The organism is Actinomyces ruminicola (genome assembly GCF_900103885.1).
GTDB classification, from domain to species: domain Bacteria; phylum Actinomycetota; class Actinomycetes; order Actinomycetales; family Actinomycetaceae; genus Actinomyces; species Actinomyces ruminicola.
In genome coordinates, this window is record NZ_FNIM01000006.1 from 38,701 (window position 1) to 55,026 (window position 16,326).

Sequence of the window (16,326 nt, forward strand, 5' to 3'; positions counted from 1 at the left end):
CAGCTCGCCGGACGTGAACGGAACGGAGCGGGACTGTCCGCTTCCACCCCGTCAGATCCGTGAAGGAGCGCAATGACCGAGCAGACACAGCCCCAGGCCGAGTCCACCACGCCCGCGGTGGAGCCGACGACCGCCACCGGGCAGGCTGCTACCGAGGCCACGCCGACGGCGCCCGCCGACGAGCAGGCCGCTACCGAAACCAACGAGCCCGCCGCGGCCGCAGCGACGCCGGAGCAGGCCCAGACCACCACCGAGCCCCAGGCTGAATCCCAGGCTGAGCCGGACGCCCAGGCGTCGGCCGCTGCCGAGGCACCGGCTGCACGGTCCGAGGGCGGATCGGCCGCCTCCGACCCGGCAGCGCCGACGGAACCGCCGGTGGATCCGGAGGCCGCCATGGACGCGGCCAAATGGGGTCGCGTCGACGGCGAGGGCCGGGTCTACGTGCAGGACGGCGGCACCGAGCGCGAGGTGGGACAGTTCCCGGGCGTGCCGATCGCCGAGGCCATGGCCTACTACGTGCGCCGTTACCTGGACCTGAGTTCCACGGTCGACCTGTTCGCGGCCCGGCTTCCCCACCTATCGGTGCGGGAGATCGACTCCACCATCAAGAACCTGGACGAATCGCTCAAGGAGCCGGCCGCCGTCGGTGACCTCGAGGCGCTGCGTGCCCGGTTCACGGCGCTGAAGTCCGTGGCGATGGAGCGTCGTCAGGCGGTCGCAGCCGAGCGCGCCGCCGCCAAGGAGCAGGCCCTGAAGGACCGCACCGCGATTGTGGAGCGCGCCGAGGCGGTGGCCGCGCAGGACCCGGCCCGCACCCAGTGGAAGTCTTCGGGTGCCGAGCTGCGCACCCTGCTGGAGAACTGGAAGGAGGCGCAGCGGCGCGGGCCGCGCCTGGATCGCACCTCCGAGGACTCCCTGTGGAAGCGCTTCAGCCACGCCCGCACCACCTTCGACCGTCACCGCCGCCAGTACTTCAGTGAGCTGGACGCCAAGCAGGCCAAGGTCAAGGCGGCCAAGGAGGCCCTCATCAAGCGGGCCGAGGAGCTGTCCTCCTCCACGGACTGGGCGGCCACCTCCGCCCGCTACCGGGAGCTGATGGATGAGTGGAAGAAGGCCGGCCGCGCCTCCCGCAAGGAGGACGACGCCCTGTGGGAGCGCTTCCACGCCGCCCAGCAGGTCTTCTACGACGCCCGGCGCGCCAAGGACGAGGCCGCCGAGGCCGAGTACGTCGGTAACCTGAAGGTCAAGGAGGAGTTGGCCGCCAAGGCCGAGTCGCTGCTGCCGATCAAGGACCCCAAGGCGGCTCGCAAGGCCCTGCGCCCCATCCAGGAGGCGTGGGACGAGGCCGGTCGCGTACCCCGCAACGCGGTGCGCCGTCTGGAGTCTCGCATGCGCGCCGTCGAAGAGGCGCTGCGCCGGGCGGAGCAGGCCGAGTGGCGCCGCACCGACCCGGAGACCATGGCCCGGGCCCAGGGGCTTGCCAGCCAGCTGGAGGACTCCATCGCCGAGCTGGAGGCCGACCTGGCCGCCGCCAAGGCCTCCGGCGACGCCAAGGCGGAGGCGCAGGCGGAGGCCGCGCTGACCGCACGGCGCGCCTGGCTGGACCAGGTGCGCCGCACCACCCGCGCCTGAGCCGAGCGGCAACGACGGCGGGCCCCTCCGCACCATGAGGAGGGGCCCGCCGTCGCGTTACCGTGCTCGTTGGACTACTGCGCGAGCCCGGCGAGATTGCGCCAGGCGCGACGGTGCAGCAGCACGCCGGCGGCGACCGATACGTTCAACGACTCGACCGCCGGATTCATCGGGATGCTCACCGTCGCCTGCGCCAAGGAGCGGGCCGCCGGCGTGAGCCCGGTGGTCTCCGCCCCCAGGATCAGGGCTAGCCGGCCCTGCCAGCTCGCCAGCCGCTCCAGCGAGCCCGTCGCCCCGGCGTCCAGGGCGGCCAGGTGACCGCCGGCACGGGTGAAGTCCGCCGCCAGGGAACGCACCTGGTCCCAGTCCATCAACGCCACCGGCAGGGAGAACACGTAGCCGCGGCTGGCTCGGATCAGCCGCCGGTCGGCGATGGAGGCCAGCCCGGAGTCCACGAGAATGATCCCGGCGGCCCCGAAGGCGTAGGCGCTGCGAGCGATCGCCCCGATGTTGCCGACGATCCGAACCCCGTCGAGGATGAGCAGATCGCCCTCCCCCTCCAGCAGCTGCGCGGGCTCCACCGCAGCGGGCACCCGCGCGACACCGAACACCTCGGGGCGCTTATCGGAACGGAACAGCTCGGTCGCCAGGCCGGCGGCCATGACGGTGACCGGCACCCGCCTGCGCCCGCACTCCTCCAAGAGCTCCGGGGAGGGCCGCGCGGAGTCCAGGACGTACACACCGCTGAGCCTCAGCCCCGCGCGCAGGGCGTTGAGCAGCGTCTCCGAGTCCTCCACGAGGAGGGACTTGCTGGGGTGAGAGGTCGCCTTGGCCAGGTCGGCGATCCGCTGCGCGGCGGGTGCGGCCCTGTCGGCCAAGACCTCTCCCCCGGAGACGTCCCCGTGTCCGCCCTCGGCCGTCTTCCCCGTCATCGTCACGTCCTCTCCTGGTATCCACTCGGTGCGCGCCGAGTCTAACTGCAGAAGGGTTTTCCACAGGCCCGGCTCAGGTGCTGGCGCCCGTGCGTGGAGGCCCGCGAGGATGACTCCATGGCCAACCAGCCCGCCCCGCCCCCGCCGCCCGGTTCCATGACGCGCACCGTTCCCGCCCGGGTCGTGCTGGCGCACCTGCTGCCGGGGCCCGTGCAACCGGTCCTCGGCCCGCTGCCCGACCGGGAACCCTCCCTGCTGCGTTGCGGCGGCTTGGATGAGCATGTGCTGGTTGAGGTGCTGGGCAGGCCTGTGCCCGCGGACGTGCTCGGCAACCCGGCTGCACGCGCGCGTGCCCTCCGGGCCCGCCTGCCGGTCGGCGCCGTCGTCGCAGGGTACCCGGCCCTGTGGGTGCACACCGGCGGAAGGCCGCCCGGCGGCCTGGAACTGCTGCGCAACGTTGAGCCGGGCGCCGTCGTCACCCTCGGCGGCGTGGGCTGCCTGCGTCTGGAGCGAGTCGTTGTCGACCTGGCGCGCACCGCACCGCCCGGGTTGGCCGTGGAGGCCGTGCTGCGGGCGCGTCGCGCCGGGCTGACCCGCCGTGAGCTCGAGCCGGCTCTGCTGGCCCGCCGAGGCGGCGGAATGCGGGGGCTTCGCCGGGCCCGCCGCCTGATCGACGACCTGTACGCGCCCGCATTTCAGGCGCCGACGTGAGCCTCGTCGTGCTCGTGCTGACGGCGGGTGGCCGAGGAAGTCAGCCTGCGCGCCTCGAACACGCCGTCGATGCGACGCAGGGAGGCAAGCGTGTGGTCCAGGTGGCCGGCCTCGGCGAGCTCGACGACGAACCTGCCCACCACCACCCGATCGCGGGAGGTGCCGACGTTGGCACTGATCAAGTTGACATGGTTGTCCGCCAGGACCCGGGTGATGTCCGCCAGCAGTCCGCCGCGGTCGAGCGCCTCCACCTCCAGCTGCACCAGGTAGGCGCTCTGGGCGTGCTCGGCCCAGCGGACCTTGAGGATGCGCTCGGGCTGCTGCTTGAGCTGTTCGACGTTCTGGCAGTCGGCGCGGTGTACGGACAGGCCGGAGCCGCGGGTGACGAAGCCGACGATCTCGTCTCCGGGCATCGGAGTGCAGCAGCGGGCGAGCTTGACGTACACGTCGCCCTCATCCATGCCCTCGACGATGATGCCCGGATCGCCCACGGCACGGGTGCGCTGCTGGCTGAGGGCGGCGCGGGTCGGCAGCACCCCTTCGGCAAGCGTCTCCTCCGCGCCGGCCTCGCCGCCCATGGAGGCGACCAGCGTGTCCACGACGTGCTGGGCGGAGACGTGCCCCTCACCGACCGCCGCGTACAGGCCGTCAATGTCCTGCTTGTTGAGCGTCTCGGCCACGTTCATGAGCGAGTCGTGGCTCATGAGACGCTGGATGGGCAGGTCCTTCTTGCGCATGGCGCGGGCAATGGCGCCCTTGCCCGCCTCAATGGCCTCCTCCCGGCGCTCCTTGGAGAACCAGGCCTTGATCTTGTTGCGGGCGCGCGTGGAGCCGACGAAGTTGAGCCAGTCGCGGCTGGGCCCCGCCCCCTGCGCCTTGGAGGTGAACACCTCCACCGTGTCACCGTTCTCCAGCTTGGTGTCCAGCGGCACGAGTCGGCCGTTCACGCGGGCACCGACGGTGCGGTGGCCCACCTCGGTGTGCACCGCATAGGCGAAGTCGACCGGGGTGGACTCGCTCGGCAGTGCCAGCACGTCCCCCTTGGGAGTGAACACGTACACCTGCCCGCCGGACATCTCGTAGCGCAGGGAGTCCAGGAACTCGGCCGGATCCTGCGTCTCCTTCTGCCAGTCCACCAGCTGGCGCAGCCAGCCGAGCTCCCCGGCGTCGGACTCGCCGGGGGCGCCGCGCAGCGGGCTGGGACCCGTGGCGTTGGGGTCCTCCTTGTACTTCCAGTGCGCGGCCACCCCGTACTCCGCCATGCGGTGCATCTCGTGAGTGCGGATCTGAATCTCGACCGGCTTGCCGCCCGGACCGATCACGGTGGTGTGCAGCGACTGGTAGAGGTTGAACTTGGGGACGGCGATGTAGTCCTTGAACCGCCCGGACATGGGGGTCCAGCGGGAGTGCAGTGCGCCGAGCACGGCATAGCAGTCCTGGACGGTGTCAACGATCACGCGCACCGCCACGAGGTCGTAGATGTCGTCGAAGTCCTTACCCCGCACGATCATCTTCTGGTAGATGGAGTAGTAGTGCTTGGGACGGCCGGTGACGATGCCCTTGATCTTGTTTACCCGCAGGTCCTCCTCGATCTGCAGGCGCACCTGGCGCAGGTACTCCTCCCGGGCGGGGGCGCGCTCGGCCACCAGGTGCTCGATCTCGTCGTACACACCGGGATACAGCGCCTTGAAGGAACGGTCCTCCAGCTCCCACTTGATGGTGTTCATGCCCAGCCGGTGAGCCAGCGGCGCATAGATCTCGAGGGTCTCCTTGGCCTTGCGTGCGGCGGTCTCCTCGGGCACGTACTTCCAGGTGCGGGCGTTGTGCAGCCGGTCGCCGAGCTTGATGACCAGCACCCGGATGTCCTTGGACATGGCCACGATCATCTTGCGGACCGTCTCCGCCTGGGCGGCGTCGCCGTACTGGACCTTGTCCAGCTTGGTCACGCCGTCAACCAGCAGGGCGATCTCATCGCCGAAGTCGGCGCGCAGCCGCTCCAGGGTGTAGTCGGTGTCCTCGACCGTGTCGTGCAGCAGGGCGGCGGCGAGCGTCTGCGGCGTCATGCCCAGTTCGGCCAGGATGGTGGCCACGGCCACCGGGTGGGTGATGTACGGCTCGCCGGACTTGCGCCGCTGCCCGGCATGCGCCTGCTCCGCGACCCGATACGCGCGCACAATCAAGCTGGTGTCGGCCTTGGGATGGTTGGCGCGCAGGGCGCGCATCAGCGGTTCGATCGCGGGCGGGGTGGAGTGCCCCCGCGCCCCGAACCAGGCCAGGCGGCTGCGCACGCGCGAGCCCGGCACGACCGTCTCGTCGGCCGTGCCGGTTCCATTGCGCGTGTCCGTCGTCATACCCGGATCATAGCCGGGTTGGGCGGTGCGCGAGGCCGCGCCGAGCGGGATCAGGCCGATTCGAAGACGACGACGGAGTCGATGCTCCGGCCGGCGAGCTTCTCACGGCCGCCCAGACCGGCCAGTTCCAGGAGCATGCAGATCGCCTCGACGCGGGCGCCGGCCTGCTCCAGCAGGCTGATGGAGGCGGCCGCGGTGCCGCCGGTGGCGAGCACGTCGTCGATCACCAACACGCGTGAGCCCTCCCTGACCGTCTCGGGGCGCAGCTCCATGCGGGCCGTCCCGTACTCCAGGGCGTAGTCGACGCCGAGCACCGGGCCGGGCAGCTTGCCGGCCTTGCGGACGGTGACCATGCCGATGCCCAGGTGCACGGCCAGCGGCGCGGCGAGAATGAAGCCGCGGGACTCCAGGCCGGCGACGGCGTCGATGTGGCCGCGGTAGTGGGCGGCCAGGCCGTCGATCAGGTTGGCGAAGGCCTCGCCATTGGACAGCAGTGGCGTGATGTCGCGGAACAGCACGCCGGGCTCGGGAAAGTCCGGGATCTCGCGGAGGTTGTCCAGGACGAGCTGCGTGAGCTCCGGGGGCAGCGCGGGTGAAATGGTCATGACCGCTTCTTCTTCCTCTTGGGCTGGGCGGAGATACCTAGGTGGTGGCCGGGAATCACGGGTGCGGCCGCAGGGGCGGCCGCGATGGCGGCAAGCGCCTCCGGGTCGTCGCCGGCGGCGGCGATGCGCTCGCCCCGTTCCTTCGCGACCCGGGCCGCCTGCTCCTTGACCGCCTTCTCGCGGCCGCGCAGGTCGACGAGAATCGGGGTGGCCAGGAACAGGGAGGAGATAGTGCCGGCGATCATGCCGATGAACAGGGTCAGGGCGATGTCGCGCAGCGTGCCGGCCCCCAGAATGAAGGCGCCGACCACGAGCAGCGACGCCACCGGCAGCACCCCGACCACGGAGGTGTTGACCGACCGGATCAGCGACTGGTTGACCGCCAGGTTGGCCAGCTCGCCGTAGGTGGAGCGGGTCTGGGTCTCGAAGCCGGCGGTGTTCTCCCGGACCTTGTCGAAGACGACGACCGTGTCATACAGGGAGTAGCCGAGGATCGTGAGCACGCCGATGATGGTGGCGGGTGTGACCTCGAAGCCGCTGGCGGCATAGACCCCGACGGTGATCAGAATGTCGTGGACGAGGGCCGCCAGCGCGGCCACCGCCATCTTCCAGGTGCGGAAATAGGCCCAGATCAGACCGCCAACCAGTACGAAGAAGATGACCAGGCCGCGGATGCCCTTGTTGGTCACGTCGGAGGACCAGGTGGGGCCGATGGTGGTGGCCGACACCTCCGCGTCCGTGACGCCGTAGGCATCCGCCAGCGCCGCAGACAGGCCGGTCAGCTGGTCATTGCTCAGCTCGTTGGTCTGCACCCGCACGGAGGAGGAGCCCGCGGTGGTCACCGAGGCCCCTGAGGACAGCCCCTCATCGGCCAGGACGTCGTTGGCAGGGCCCACAGCCGGATCGGCCAGGCCGGTGACGGTGACCTCCGAGCCGCCCCGGAAGTCGATGCCGGGGGTGAGGCCGACGGTGGCGATCAGCACGATGGACGCCACCACCACGGCACCGGCGATCGCGTACCACAGGCGGCGTCTGCCGACGAAGGGGAAGGAGGTGGTGCCGGAGTAGAGCTCGTTGCCTAGCTGGGCGAGGGACTTCATGCCTGCTCGTCCTCCTTTTCGCTCGCGGTCTGCGCATCATCGGCGTCGGTGGGCTCCGGCTGCTCCGCCGCGTCGACGGCGTACGCGTCGGACTGCTCCTGTGCGCGGCGCGCCTCGGCTCTGCGCCGGGCCAGGGATCCGCCGGTGGATGCGGCGGTGGCCAGCAGCCCGCCCCGGTAGGCGGCGCGTGAGCGGGCGCCCAGGTGCTCGGGGTCGAGACCGGACAGCCGGTGCCCCTCGCCGAAGAACCGGAAGCGCAGGATCCACACCATCATCGGGTGCGTGAACAGGATGATCACCGCCAGGTCGACGACGGTGGTCACTCCGAGGGTGAAGGCGAAGCCCTGCACGCCGCCGACGGCGAGGAAGTACAGGACGATCGCCGCCAGCAGGTTGACCGAGTCGGAGACGATGATGGTGCGCCGGGCGTGCCGCCAGCCCTCGTCCACGGCGGCCACGAGCGTGCGACCGTTGCGGACCTCGTCCCGGACACGTTCGAAATAGACGATGAAGGAGTCCATGGTGATGCCGATGGCGATGATCAGGCCGGCCACACCCGCCAACGACAGGCGGTAGCCCATCGACCAGCTGAGCAGCGCGATCACCAGGTAGGTGCCCGCGGCGGCCACGAGCAGCGAGGCGACCGCAACGATCCCCAGGCCCCGGTACTGCCAGGCCAGGTACGCCACGATCAGCACGAAGCCGATCAGCCCGGCAATCAGTCCGTTGCGCAGCTGCTCGGTGCCCAGGGTCGCGGAGATGCGCTGCTCGGACTGAACGGTGAAGGACAGCGGCAGTGAGCCGAAGGACAGCTGGTTGGCCAGCGTGTTGGCCTCGGACTGGGTGAAGCCGCCGGAGATCTGCACCCGGCCGTCGGTGATGGCCGTGGTCACGTCCTGGTTGAAGCCGGAGGACATGATGGTCAGCCCATCGAGCACGATGGCGAACTGGGCCTTCTGCGAATCGGTGGAGGTGGCATCGGCGTTGCTGGAGGTCGAGGCAGCGGACGCAGCGTCCCGGTAGGCGATCAGCCGCTCGGACACGTCGGCGAAGGCCTTGGTGCCGGCCTCGTTGAACTCCAGAGAGACCACCCAGTTGTTGGTGGTGGTTCCCTGGCTGGTGGTCTCCAGTCCGGAGGAGGCGGAGGACACGTCGGTGCCGGCGATGTCGGCAGGCCCCAGGATGTAGATGGTCCCGCTGCCGTCCCGGGCGCAGGAGATGACGGCCGCATCCGGATCCTGCGCCTGGCCGGTGAGCGACTCGGCGGCGGTGCAGTCGGTCATGTAGGCGTCGTAGATGAGCTGCTCGGAGATCCAGGAGTCGGAGGAGTTGTCGTCACTGGTGGACTCCAGCGGATCAGAGCTGATGGTGCCGTCCCCATTGACATCCGCGAGGCCGGTGGCCATCTCCTCCACGGTGACGGTCTCCGCCGTCGCGGCCGCGCTCGCCGCGTCAGTTGCTGCATCGGTGGCGGTATCCGTGGTGGCATCCGTGGCGCTGTCACCGGCATCCTGAGCCGCCTCGGAAGCACCGTCCGTCGCGGCGTCGGTCGCGCCCCCGGTGGCGCCGTCCGTCGGGGCGGCGCTGGCCAGGCTCGCCGCGTACTCGTTCTGGGCGTCGGCGTAGGTGGCGGCACTGGCCTGCAGGATCCGGATGACGGGCCGGAAGTACAGCACGGCCGAGGTACGCACCAGGTCCAGGGTGTCCTCGCTGGGCGTGCCCGGCAGGGACACCATGATGTTGTTCCCGCCCTGGCGGGAGATCTGCGCCTCGGCCACGCCGCTGGCGTCCACCCGCTGCCGAATGATCTCGATGGCCTGGTTGAGATCCTCGTCCGTAATCTCCGAGCCGTCCGAGGTGGTGGGGGTCAGGATGATCTGGGTGCCGCCCTCCAAGTCGAGGGCGAGTCCCGGTGCCATCCGGGTACGGCCCGTGGCGGTGCCCACCGCCAGCGCGACGTAGCCGAGCACGATGACCAGGAGCAGCGCCAGCAGACGCCGGCCCGGATGCTTGAGCTTGTTGGTGGACACGCGGTCCTCTCTTCGGAAGCGGTGCGCGCCGTCGCCTGCGGGGCGACGGCGGCGCTGTGTTGACTATCGGTGTGGGACTCAGGCCCGAGGCTGCGGTTCCGCGGACTCCTCCGGGGAGGCATCAGCTCCGGAGCCGGCCTCGGCTTCCGGGGAGGCGACGTCGGCGTCCTCGCCGTGGACGTCGGACTCGGCACTCGCATCCATGTCATCGGAGGCGGAGGCGAAGGGCGGCTCCTCGGCGCCGACGATGGCGTTCTTGGCCCACAGGGTCTCGTCCCCCAGCGGGGTCGCCAGCGTGACCACGTCCCCGTCCACCTCGACGACGGTGCCGTAGAAGCCGGCGCGGGTACGCACCCAGGTACCGGGCACGAGCGCCTCCTCGGTGCGGCGCTTCTGCTCATCCATCATCCGCTGCTGCTGCTTGCGGGCGAACCTGGACATGAGCCAGAAGGCCAGCAGCATGACGATCAAGATGAGAAGCATGGGGTCCATGACTGTGACTCCGTTCGTGAAGAAACCCTGCGTCGCCCGAGCGACGGCCTTAGCGAGTCTAGGCCACTGCGGGGCGCGTCGGTCCAGCCGGTCCGTCCGCAGCGGTGTGACACGCGCCCCTTATCCGTCCTGGCGGACCCGGGCTCAAGTGAACAGGGCGCCGTCGTCGGGCGGCCGCAGGCCCAGGTGGGTGTAGGCGGCGGGAGTGGCCATGCGGCCGCGCGGGGTGCGGACGATCAGTCCCTCCCGGAACAGGTAGGGCTCGGCCACCGTCTCAATGGTCTCGGGCTCCTCCCCCACGCTCACCGCCAGCGTGCTCAGTCCCACGGGCGCCCCGGCGAAGCGGGTGCACAACGTCTGCAGGACCGAGCGATCGAGCCGGTCCAGGCCGAGCTCGTCGACCTCGAATACCTCCAGTGCCCCCCGGGCGGCGGCCAGGTCCAGCCGTCCGGGCGTGCCATGCACCTGGGCCCAGTCCTGGACCCGGCGCAGCAGCCGGTTGGCAATGCGAGGCGTGCCGCGGGAGCGGCGGGCCAGCTCGCTGGCGGCCTCGGCATCGATGCTCACTCCCAACAGGCTCGCGGAGCGGGTGACAATGCGGGTCAGGTCCCCCGGGCCGTAGTAGTCGAGGTGTCCGGTGAAGCCGAAGCGGTCCCGCAGGGGGGCCGGCAGCAGTCCGGCACGGGTGGTGGCGCCGACGACGGTGAACGGCGGCAGGGTCAGCGGGATGGAGGTGGCGCCCGGCCCCTTGCCGACCACGACATCGACCCGATAGTCCTCCATCGCCAGGTAGAGCATCTCCTCGGCGGTGCGGGCGAGCCGGTGAATCTCGTCGATGAACAGCACATCGCCCTCCTCCAGGGAGGACAGGATCGCCGCCAGGTCCCCGGCGTGCTGAATGGCCGGACCGGAGGTGATGCGCAGCACGCCGTCGACCTCGTTGGCGATGATCATGGCGAGCGTCGTCTTGCCCAGCCCGGGAGGTCCAGACAGCAGCACGTGGTCGGGGACGACGCCGCGGGCCAGCGCGGCGCGCAGCACCACGGACAGCTGCCCGCGCACCACCTGTTGCCCGACGAAGTCCTCCAGCCGCTTGGGGCGCAGCGCGGCCTCCGCGGCGCGCTCGGCGTCGTCGGCGCCGCCGCCGACCAGACGTCCGCCGCCGTCAGGGCCGCCGTGTTCGGCCGGGTAGTCAGCCACGGGCGCCTCCTCCCAGGTACCGCAGCGACGCGCGCAGCAGTTCCGGCACGGGCAGCGGCCTGCTCTCCTCGCCGCCCCCGTGCTCGGCCGCAACAGCCGCCACGGCGCGGGTGGCGGCGGTCTCGTTCCAGCCCAGCTGGATCAGGGCGGCGACGACGTCGGGGTTGGGCTCACCTGCGGTCGCGGCGGGTTCGGGGACCGGGGCTGCACTGGTGGGAGGGCCGAGCTTGTCGGCGACATCGATGATTACCCGCTGGGCGCCCTTGGGGCCCAGCCCGGGGACGCGCTTGAGTGCGGCCACATCGTTACCGGCGACGGCGCGGCGCAGCGCGTCCGGGGTGTGCACGGCCAGGATCGCCAGGGCGAGCTTCGCGCCGACGCCCTTGGCGCCCAGCAGCACCTGGAAGCAGCGGCGCTCGTCGGCGTCGGCGAAGCCGTACAGGGTCAGGGCATCCTCACGCACGATCAGCTCGGTGTGGACGAATCCCTCCTCGCCGGCGCGCAGCCCTGCCAGAGTCGCGGGCGTGGCCTGGAAGGTCATGCCCACGCCGCCGACCTCAATGGTCGCGGCGGCGAGGGAGACCTCGAGGACGGTTCCGCGCAGTGAGGCGATCATGCGGTGGTGGCTCCTTCGGATACGGGCGTCGAACACCTGTTCGGCACGGTGCAGACTCTAGCGCAGCCGACGGCGCGGGTCGACGGCGCCGGTGCGGCGGGCGCGCGCCTGTGCCGCCGCCCACGCCTGCTGCGCGGGGGTACGGGCGGAGACACGAATCGATCCGCCTGCGGAGACCATGTCGGTGCCGCCGTCTATACCGGTGCCGCCGCCGCGCCAGCCATGGCAGATGGCCTGGGCGAGGGCGTCGGCGGCGTCCGCGGGGCGCGGTGGAGCATCCAGGCCGAGTATGCGCTGGACCATCGCCTGCACCTGCGCCTTGGTGGCGGTGCCGGAACCGGTCACCGCCGCCTTCGCCTCGCTGGGCGTGTGCTGCGCCACCTCCAGGCCGGCACGGGCGCCGGCCACCATGACCACGCCGATCACCTGGGCCACGGAGATCACCGACCGCAGGTTGTCGTGGGCGAAAACGCGTTCCACGGACAGGCTGGTGGGAGCCAGACGGGCGATCCAGTCGTCCAGCGCCTCGGCCAAGGTCAACAGCCGCAGCTCGGGGCTCGCCGCGGCGGGGGTGCGCACCACGGCCACCTCAACCAGCCGGGCGCGGCGGCGCGGGTCCACATCCACACACCCCAGGCCGCAGCGAGTCATGCCCGGGTCGATGCCCAGAATGCGCTGTTCGGCGACGGCGCGGCGCGCTCTGCGCCCCCGTGCCGAAGACCGCTCGGTCGCGAGCGGGGACGTATCGGTCATGGACGGCGCTCGCGGGGGTGTTACTCGTCGTCCGCGTCCAGCTCGGCGGCGACCTCCGGGGTGATGTCGACGGAAGTGTAGACGTTCTGCACGTCGTCCAGGTCCTCCAGGGCATCAACCAGGCGCATCACCTTGCGGGCGCCGTCGGCGTCGACCGTGACCGTGGTTCCGGCCACGAACTGGGACTCGGCGGACTCGTAGTCCATGCCGGCATCGGTGACGGCGGTGCGCACCGCCACCAGGTCTCCCGGCTCGGAGATGATCTCGAAGGAGTCGGCGCCCTCGACGACCTCCTCGGCACCGGCGTCGAGCACCGCCATGAGGATGGTGTCCTCGTCAATGCCCTCGCCCTTGGCCACCTCGACCACACCCTTGCGGGTGAAGTTGTAGGCGACCGAGCCGGGGTCAGCCAGGGAACCGCCGGTGCGGGTGAAGGCAACGCGCACGTCGGAGGCGGCGCGGTTGCGATTGTCGGTGAGGCACTCGACCAGGAAGGCGACGCCCTCGGGGCCGTAGCCCTCGTACATGATGGTCTGCCAGTCCGCCCCGCCGGCCTCCTCGCCGGAGCCGCGCTTGACGGCGCGGGTGATGTTGTCGGCCGGGACGGAGTTCTTCTTGGCCTTCTGGATGGCGTCGAACAGGGTCGGGTTGCCGCTGGGGTCACCGCCGCCGGTGCGAGCGGCGACCTCAATGTTCTTGATCAGGCGGGCGAAGAGCTTGCCGCGCTTGGCGTCGATGGCGGCCTTCTTGTGCTTGGTGGTGGCCCACTTGGAGTGACCCGACATGTGTTCTCCTTGCAGTTTCCTGTCCCTCCCGTAGGGCAGAGTCGGGAGGGCACTCGCGGACATACCTATGCCAAGTCTAGGGGATCGGTCAAAACACTCCGCCCTCCCCCGGCGCGGTGCCGTGCCGTCTTCATCATGGCGGCCGGTTACCGTCCCCGCCCCCCCTTCCCCCGCCCCCTTGGCCGAAATCGGTAGTAGTTACGTGCCCAGATCGGTTGATGTGGTGCCCGGCCCCTGTTGGACGGGCGGCGGGCGCCGGTAGGCCCGGGGGCGTGCGTGCCCGGGGCCGTCATGAACACGAGTTCACGCCACCAACACGACTTCCTGACGACCTGCACGGGTACAACCCATGCACACCTCCAAAACTCGTGTCTTCGAGCAGAACCCGTGTCCCCGAGGCAAACACCTGCACCCGATCCGCCGCCGGAGGGTACGCACCGAAGCATGCGAAGCGTTGACGCCGCCGGGGCGTCCTCGGGGTAGGCGGGGAGTCGGAGGCAATGTGACGCGAGGCAGGAAAACAGGCCGGCTTAACAGCCGCCTGGGAGCGCGGCCTGAGCGAGATCTCGGCGTCAGGTCTCAGTGCTCGACGAGGTGACGTACCCTGCCGTCCCAGCCGTCCATGAGCTCGCGGGCGAGTGCCGGCAGGATGCGCGGATAGACGGTCATGCCGGAGGCGACGGCGGCATCCAGTTCGTCCAGCTCCCACCAGCGCAGCGAGTCCAGTACCTGCCGTTCGGTGGCGGTCCAGCCCGAGCGGTCCACGGTGTCACCGCCGACCGCCAGGTGGGTCAGGTAGAACAGCTCGTCCTGTCGGCAGGTGACCCGGTTGAACATGAACACGGCCTTGCGCTCCACCACCGGACCGGTCAGCGCCGACTCCGACAATCCGATGCCGGTCTCCTCCGCCAGTTCCCGGCGGGCGCCGCCGACCGGCGTCTCCCCGGGCAGCAGGCCGCCGCCCGGAGTGAAGCCCCAGGAGTGGGCCGTATCCCCGAAGTCGTGTCCAACCACCAGCAGAATCGCCGGCTGCGGCTCCCGGCGCAGGGCGATCACGCGAGCCGCACGGCGGAAGGGCAGCCCGTCGGCGTTCAGGCGCCACTCGTCGGGATCCAGCAGCTGCGCCCAGTTCTCCGGTACGCGCAGCGGATCGCGCCCGTCGGCGGCCAGGCCGGTTCCCGGTCGCCTGCGGGGGTCGGCCTCATCCGGTGAACGCATACCGATTCTCCACGATGGCTGTCAGAAGGGCGGACTCATGCGCCGTGAAGTCGGCGTCCGCATGCCCGTCGATCGCCTGCTGCCGTAGTTGGGCCAGCGCGGACGCGCAAGCCAGGAAGTCCCGCATCGCCCGGGCGGCGACCGGTCCGCGGCTCTTGGCCCAACGGCGGGCGGCCGAGCGGCCCGCACCCGTGGTGATCATGGTGACCTCGGTGGGCGAGAACCAGCCGGCGCGCTGGTAGTCGGCCAAGCGCTGCCGCATGGTCATGCGCTCGCTCCAGCGCAGCCATATGACCAGGCCGACAGCGGCGATGAAGAACGGGACCGCGACATAGAAGTACAGCTCCGGGTCGGTGGTCAGCATGCCGTTCCAGAAGGAGTGCAGCACGATGGCGCAGGCCAGCCCCAGCGGCGCCGTCCACATCCAGGCCAGGTTCGAGCGCATGCGCGCGCTCGCCCCGATCGCCAGTCCGGTGCAGGCGGTGAAGGTGACATGCGCGAACGGGGAGGCGATACCGCGCATGAGGAATGTGACCAGCAGGGTGTCCGCGTACTGCACGAAGTACAGGATGTTCTCCGCGAAGGCGAAGCCGGCGGCGACAACGGAGGCGTAGACGATACCGTCCACGGCACCGTTGAAGCTGCGCCGCCAGATCAGGAAGATGATCAGCACCCCCAGTCCCTTGGTGCTCTCCTCCACGATGGGGGCGGTGACGACGGCGGACACGAACTGGCCTCCGGTAACGGAACCGGTGGCAGCGGAGACCAGCAGGGATGCAGACGTGTTGACCACCAGCGAGATTACGGTGGCCACGCCCGCGCCCCACAGGAAGGCGGCCGCCAGGAGGCCGGGCGGTTCGGGCTCCCAGCGGTCGATCCAGCGGACGGTGGCCAGGACGATGCCCAGCGGCACGAGCGCCAGCAGGATGGGTACGAGCAGTTCGGAGGCCGCCCCGGCGGTGGAGGAGTAGATGATCCACAGCATCAGCGCCAGTCCGACCGCCCCCACGCATGCCAGGACCGTACTGGCCACGGCGCCGCGACGACGGTGCACCATCGCCTGCGGAGTCCACTGCGGTGCGGAACGAGGCTGAGTGCGTCCGACGGGCGGATAGCCGCCGCGCCGGTAACCGGGCCGGGGAGCCCAGGAGCCCCCGGAGCCGCCGCTCGGGAAGGGCACACTCATGGTGCCGTCTCCGTCCGCCCGCTGCCCGGCTCCGCGGCGGTGGCATCATCGATATCGAAGGTCTGCGGGAGCGGCGCATGGCCGGCCAGGTGCAGCGCCCGCACATCCAGGGCGCCGCGCAGCCGTCTGGCCTCGGCCACGTGCGTGTTGTGGAAGCGGCGCGCCAGCACCAGCCGGTAGGAGGCCCGGTCGAGCCGCTCCAGGGAATCGCGTCCCCGCGGGTCGGCGTTCAGGTCCAGGCGCGCCTGAGGATCAACGACGGTGCGGATCACGCGCGAAAGATCGGACTCAATGCGGGCCCGGCTGCGCGTCGGCTCACCGGTGGCGGTGTCACCAGCGTCACGGCGGGGCGCCTCGGTATCCAAACCGTCTTCTACCAGCGGCCCTTCAGCGTCGAGGGCGTCGTAGGCGGCCCGCGAGAGGATGAGCGCCGAGGCCGGGTCGAGCAGCCCGGTGGCGGCCAGGTCGGCGGCGGCCTGCGCGCGGTGGACCAGTTGCGCCTCGAGGGTGGCGCGTGATCCCAGCACCTGTCGGTGGAGCCGGTCCACGCGCAGCGCCTTGGCGTACAGCGACCAAGCGATGGCCAGCAGCACGAGCGCGAGCGCGAGGACGACGACAGCAGGCATCAGCCAGACCGGCGGGCCGCCGGGGTGAGTTCCGGGAGGAACCGCACCGGGCGGCGTGGTGATGGGAATCGGCAGGTTCATCTTTCGGT

15 protein-coding genes are annotated in these 16,326 nt (G+C 70.7%); 2 read left to right on the top strand and 13 right to left on the bottom strand.

Annotation, left to right across the window (positions count from 1 at the left end):
* Positions 1-72 precede the first annotated feature (72 nt).
* Positions 73-1,632, top strand: a complete 1,560-nt coding sequence (locus BLR49_RS06505) for a DUF349 domain-containing protein (protein ID WP_092535258.1) — start codon at positions 73-75, stop codon at positions 1,630-1,632.
* A gap of 74 nt (positions 1,633-1,706) precedes the next feature.
* On the opposite strand, the gene BLR49_RS06510 is transcribed toward BLR49_RS06505, so the two are convergent.
* A complete protein-coding gene (locus BLR49_RS06510) occupies positions 1,707-2,564 on the bottom strand; it encodes a TrmH family RNA methyltransferase (RefSeq protein ID WP_176765799.1) in 858 nt (285 codons plus the stop codon).
* Between the two features lie 117 nt (positions 2,565-2,681).
* On the opposite strand from BLR49_RS06510, the gene BLR49_RS06515 reads away from it, so the two are divergent.
* Complete coding sequence (locus BLR49_RS06515; protein ID WP_176765800.1) at positions 2,682-3,275, top strand: hypothetical protein; 594 nt, start codon at positions 2,682-2,684, stop codon at positions 3,273-3,275.
* On the opposite strand, the gene BLR49_RS06520 is transcribed toward BLR49_RS06515, so the two are convergent.
* From BLR49_RS06520 to BLR49_RS06575, 12 genes are all read right to left on the bottom strand, one after another.
* Positions 3,260-5,626 (bottom strand): RelA/SpoT family protein, encoded by a 2,367-nt coding sequence (locus BLR49_RS06520; RefSeq protein ID WP_092535267.1) that lies wholly within the window; start codon positions 5,624-5,626, stop codon positions 3,260-3,262. The two genes, BLR49_RS06515 and BLR49_RS06520, sit on opposite strands and share 16 nt — an antisense overlap.
* Positions 5,627-5,676: 50 nt before the next feature.
* Positions 5,677-6,231, bottom strand: a complete 555-nt coding sequence (locus BLR49_RS06525; RefSeq protein WP_092535270.1) for an adenine phosphoribosyltransferase — start codon at positions 6,229-6,231, stop codon at positions 5,677-5,679.
* Positions 6,228-7,331: a protein translocase subunit SecF gene (gene secF, locus BLR49_RS06530; protein WP_092535273.1), complete on the bottom strand. Its 1,104-nt coding sequence runs from the start codon at positions 7,329-7,331 to the stop codon at positions 6,228-6,230. Before secF ends, BLR49_RS06525 begins: the two co-directional genes overlap by 4 nt.
* On the bottom strand, positions 7,328-9,361 hold the full coding sequence (gene secD, locus BLR49_RS06535; RefSeq protein ID WP_092535276.1) for a protein translocase subunit SecD: 2,034 nt from the start codon (positions 9,359-9,361) through the stop codon (positions 7,328-7,330). The genes secF and secD overlap by 4 nt, the downstream gene beginning before the upstream one ends.
* A 78-nt stretch (positions 9,362-9,439) precedes the next feature.
* Entirely contained in the window at positions 9,440-9,853 is a 414-nt protein-coding gene (locus BLR49_RS06540) for a preprotein translocase subunit YajC (protein WP_092535279.1), read from the bottom strand.
* Between the two features lie 144 nt (positions 9,854-9,997).
* A complete protein-coding gene (ruvB, locus tag BLR49_RS06545) occupies positions 9,998-11,053 on the bottom strand; it encodes a Holliday junction branch migration DNA helicase RuvB (RefSeq protein WP_092535282.1) in 1,056 nt (351 codons plus the stop codon).
* Positions 11,046-11,669, bottom strand: a complete 624-nt coding sequence (gene ruvA / locus BLR49_RS06550; protein WP_092535285.1) for a Holliday junction branch migration protein RuvA — start codon at positions 11,667-11,669, stop codon at positions 11,046-11,048. Before ruvA ends, ruvB begins: the two co-directional genes overlap by 8 nt.
* Positions 11,670-11,726: 57 nt before the next feature.
* Positions 11,727-12,341 carry a crossover junction endodeoxyribonuclease RuvC gene (locus tag BLR49_RS06555; protein ID WP_256329364.1) on the bottom strand — a complete coding sequence of 205 codons (615 nt, stop codon included), beginning with the start codon at positions 12,339-12,341 and terminating at the stop codon, positions 11,727-11,729.
* A 101-nt stretch (positions 12,342-12,442) separates the two neighbouring features.
* Complete coding sequence (locus tag BLR49_RS06560) at positions 12,443-13,207, bottom strand: YebC/PmpR family DNA-binding transcriptional regulator (RefSeq protein WP_092535291.1); 765 nt, start codon at positions 13,205-13,207, stop codon at positions 12,443-12,445.
* A gap of 579 nt (positions 13,208-13,786) precedes the next feature.
* Positions 13,787-14,425 carry an NUDIX hydrolase gene (locus BLR49_RS06565; protein ID WP_092535294.1) on the bottom strand — a complete coding sequence of 213 codons (639 nt, stop codon included), beginning with the start codon at positions 14,423-14,425 and terminating at the stop codon, positions 13,787-13,789.
* The gene (locus BLR49_RS06570; protein ID WP_092535297.1) at positions 14,409-15,611 is read right to left on the bottom strand and encodes a PrsW family intramembrane metalloprotease; all 1,203 of its coding nucleotides are present in this window, start codon (positions 15,609-15,611) and stop codon (positions 14,409-14,411) included. The genes BLR49_RS06565 and BLR49_RS06570 overlap by 17 nt, the downstream gene beginning before the upstream one ends.
* Positions 15,608-16,237, bottom strand: a complete 630-nt coding sequence (locus BLR49_RS06575) for a hypothetical protein (RefSeq protein WP_092535492.1) — start codon at positions 16,235-16,237, stop codon at positions 15,608-15,610. Before BLR49_RS06575 ends, BLR49_RS06570 begins: the two co-directional genes overlap by 4 nt.
* Positions 16,238-16,326: the final 89 nt, after the last annotated feature.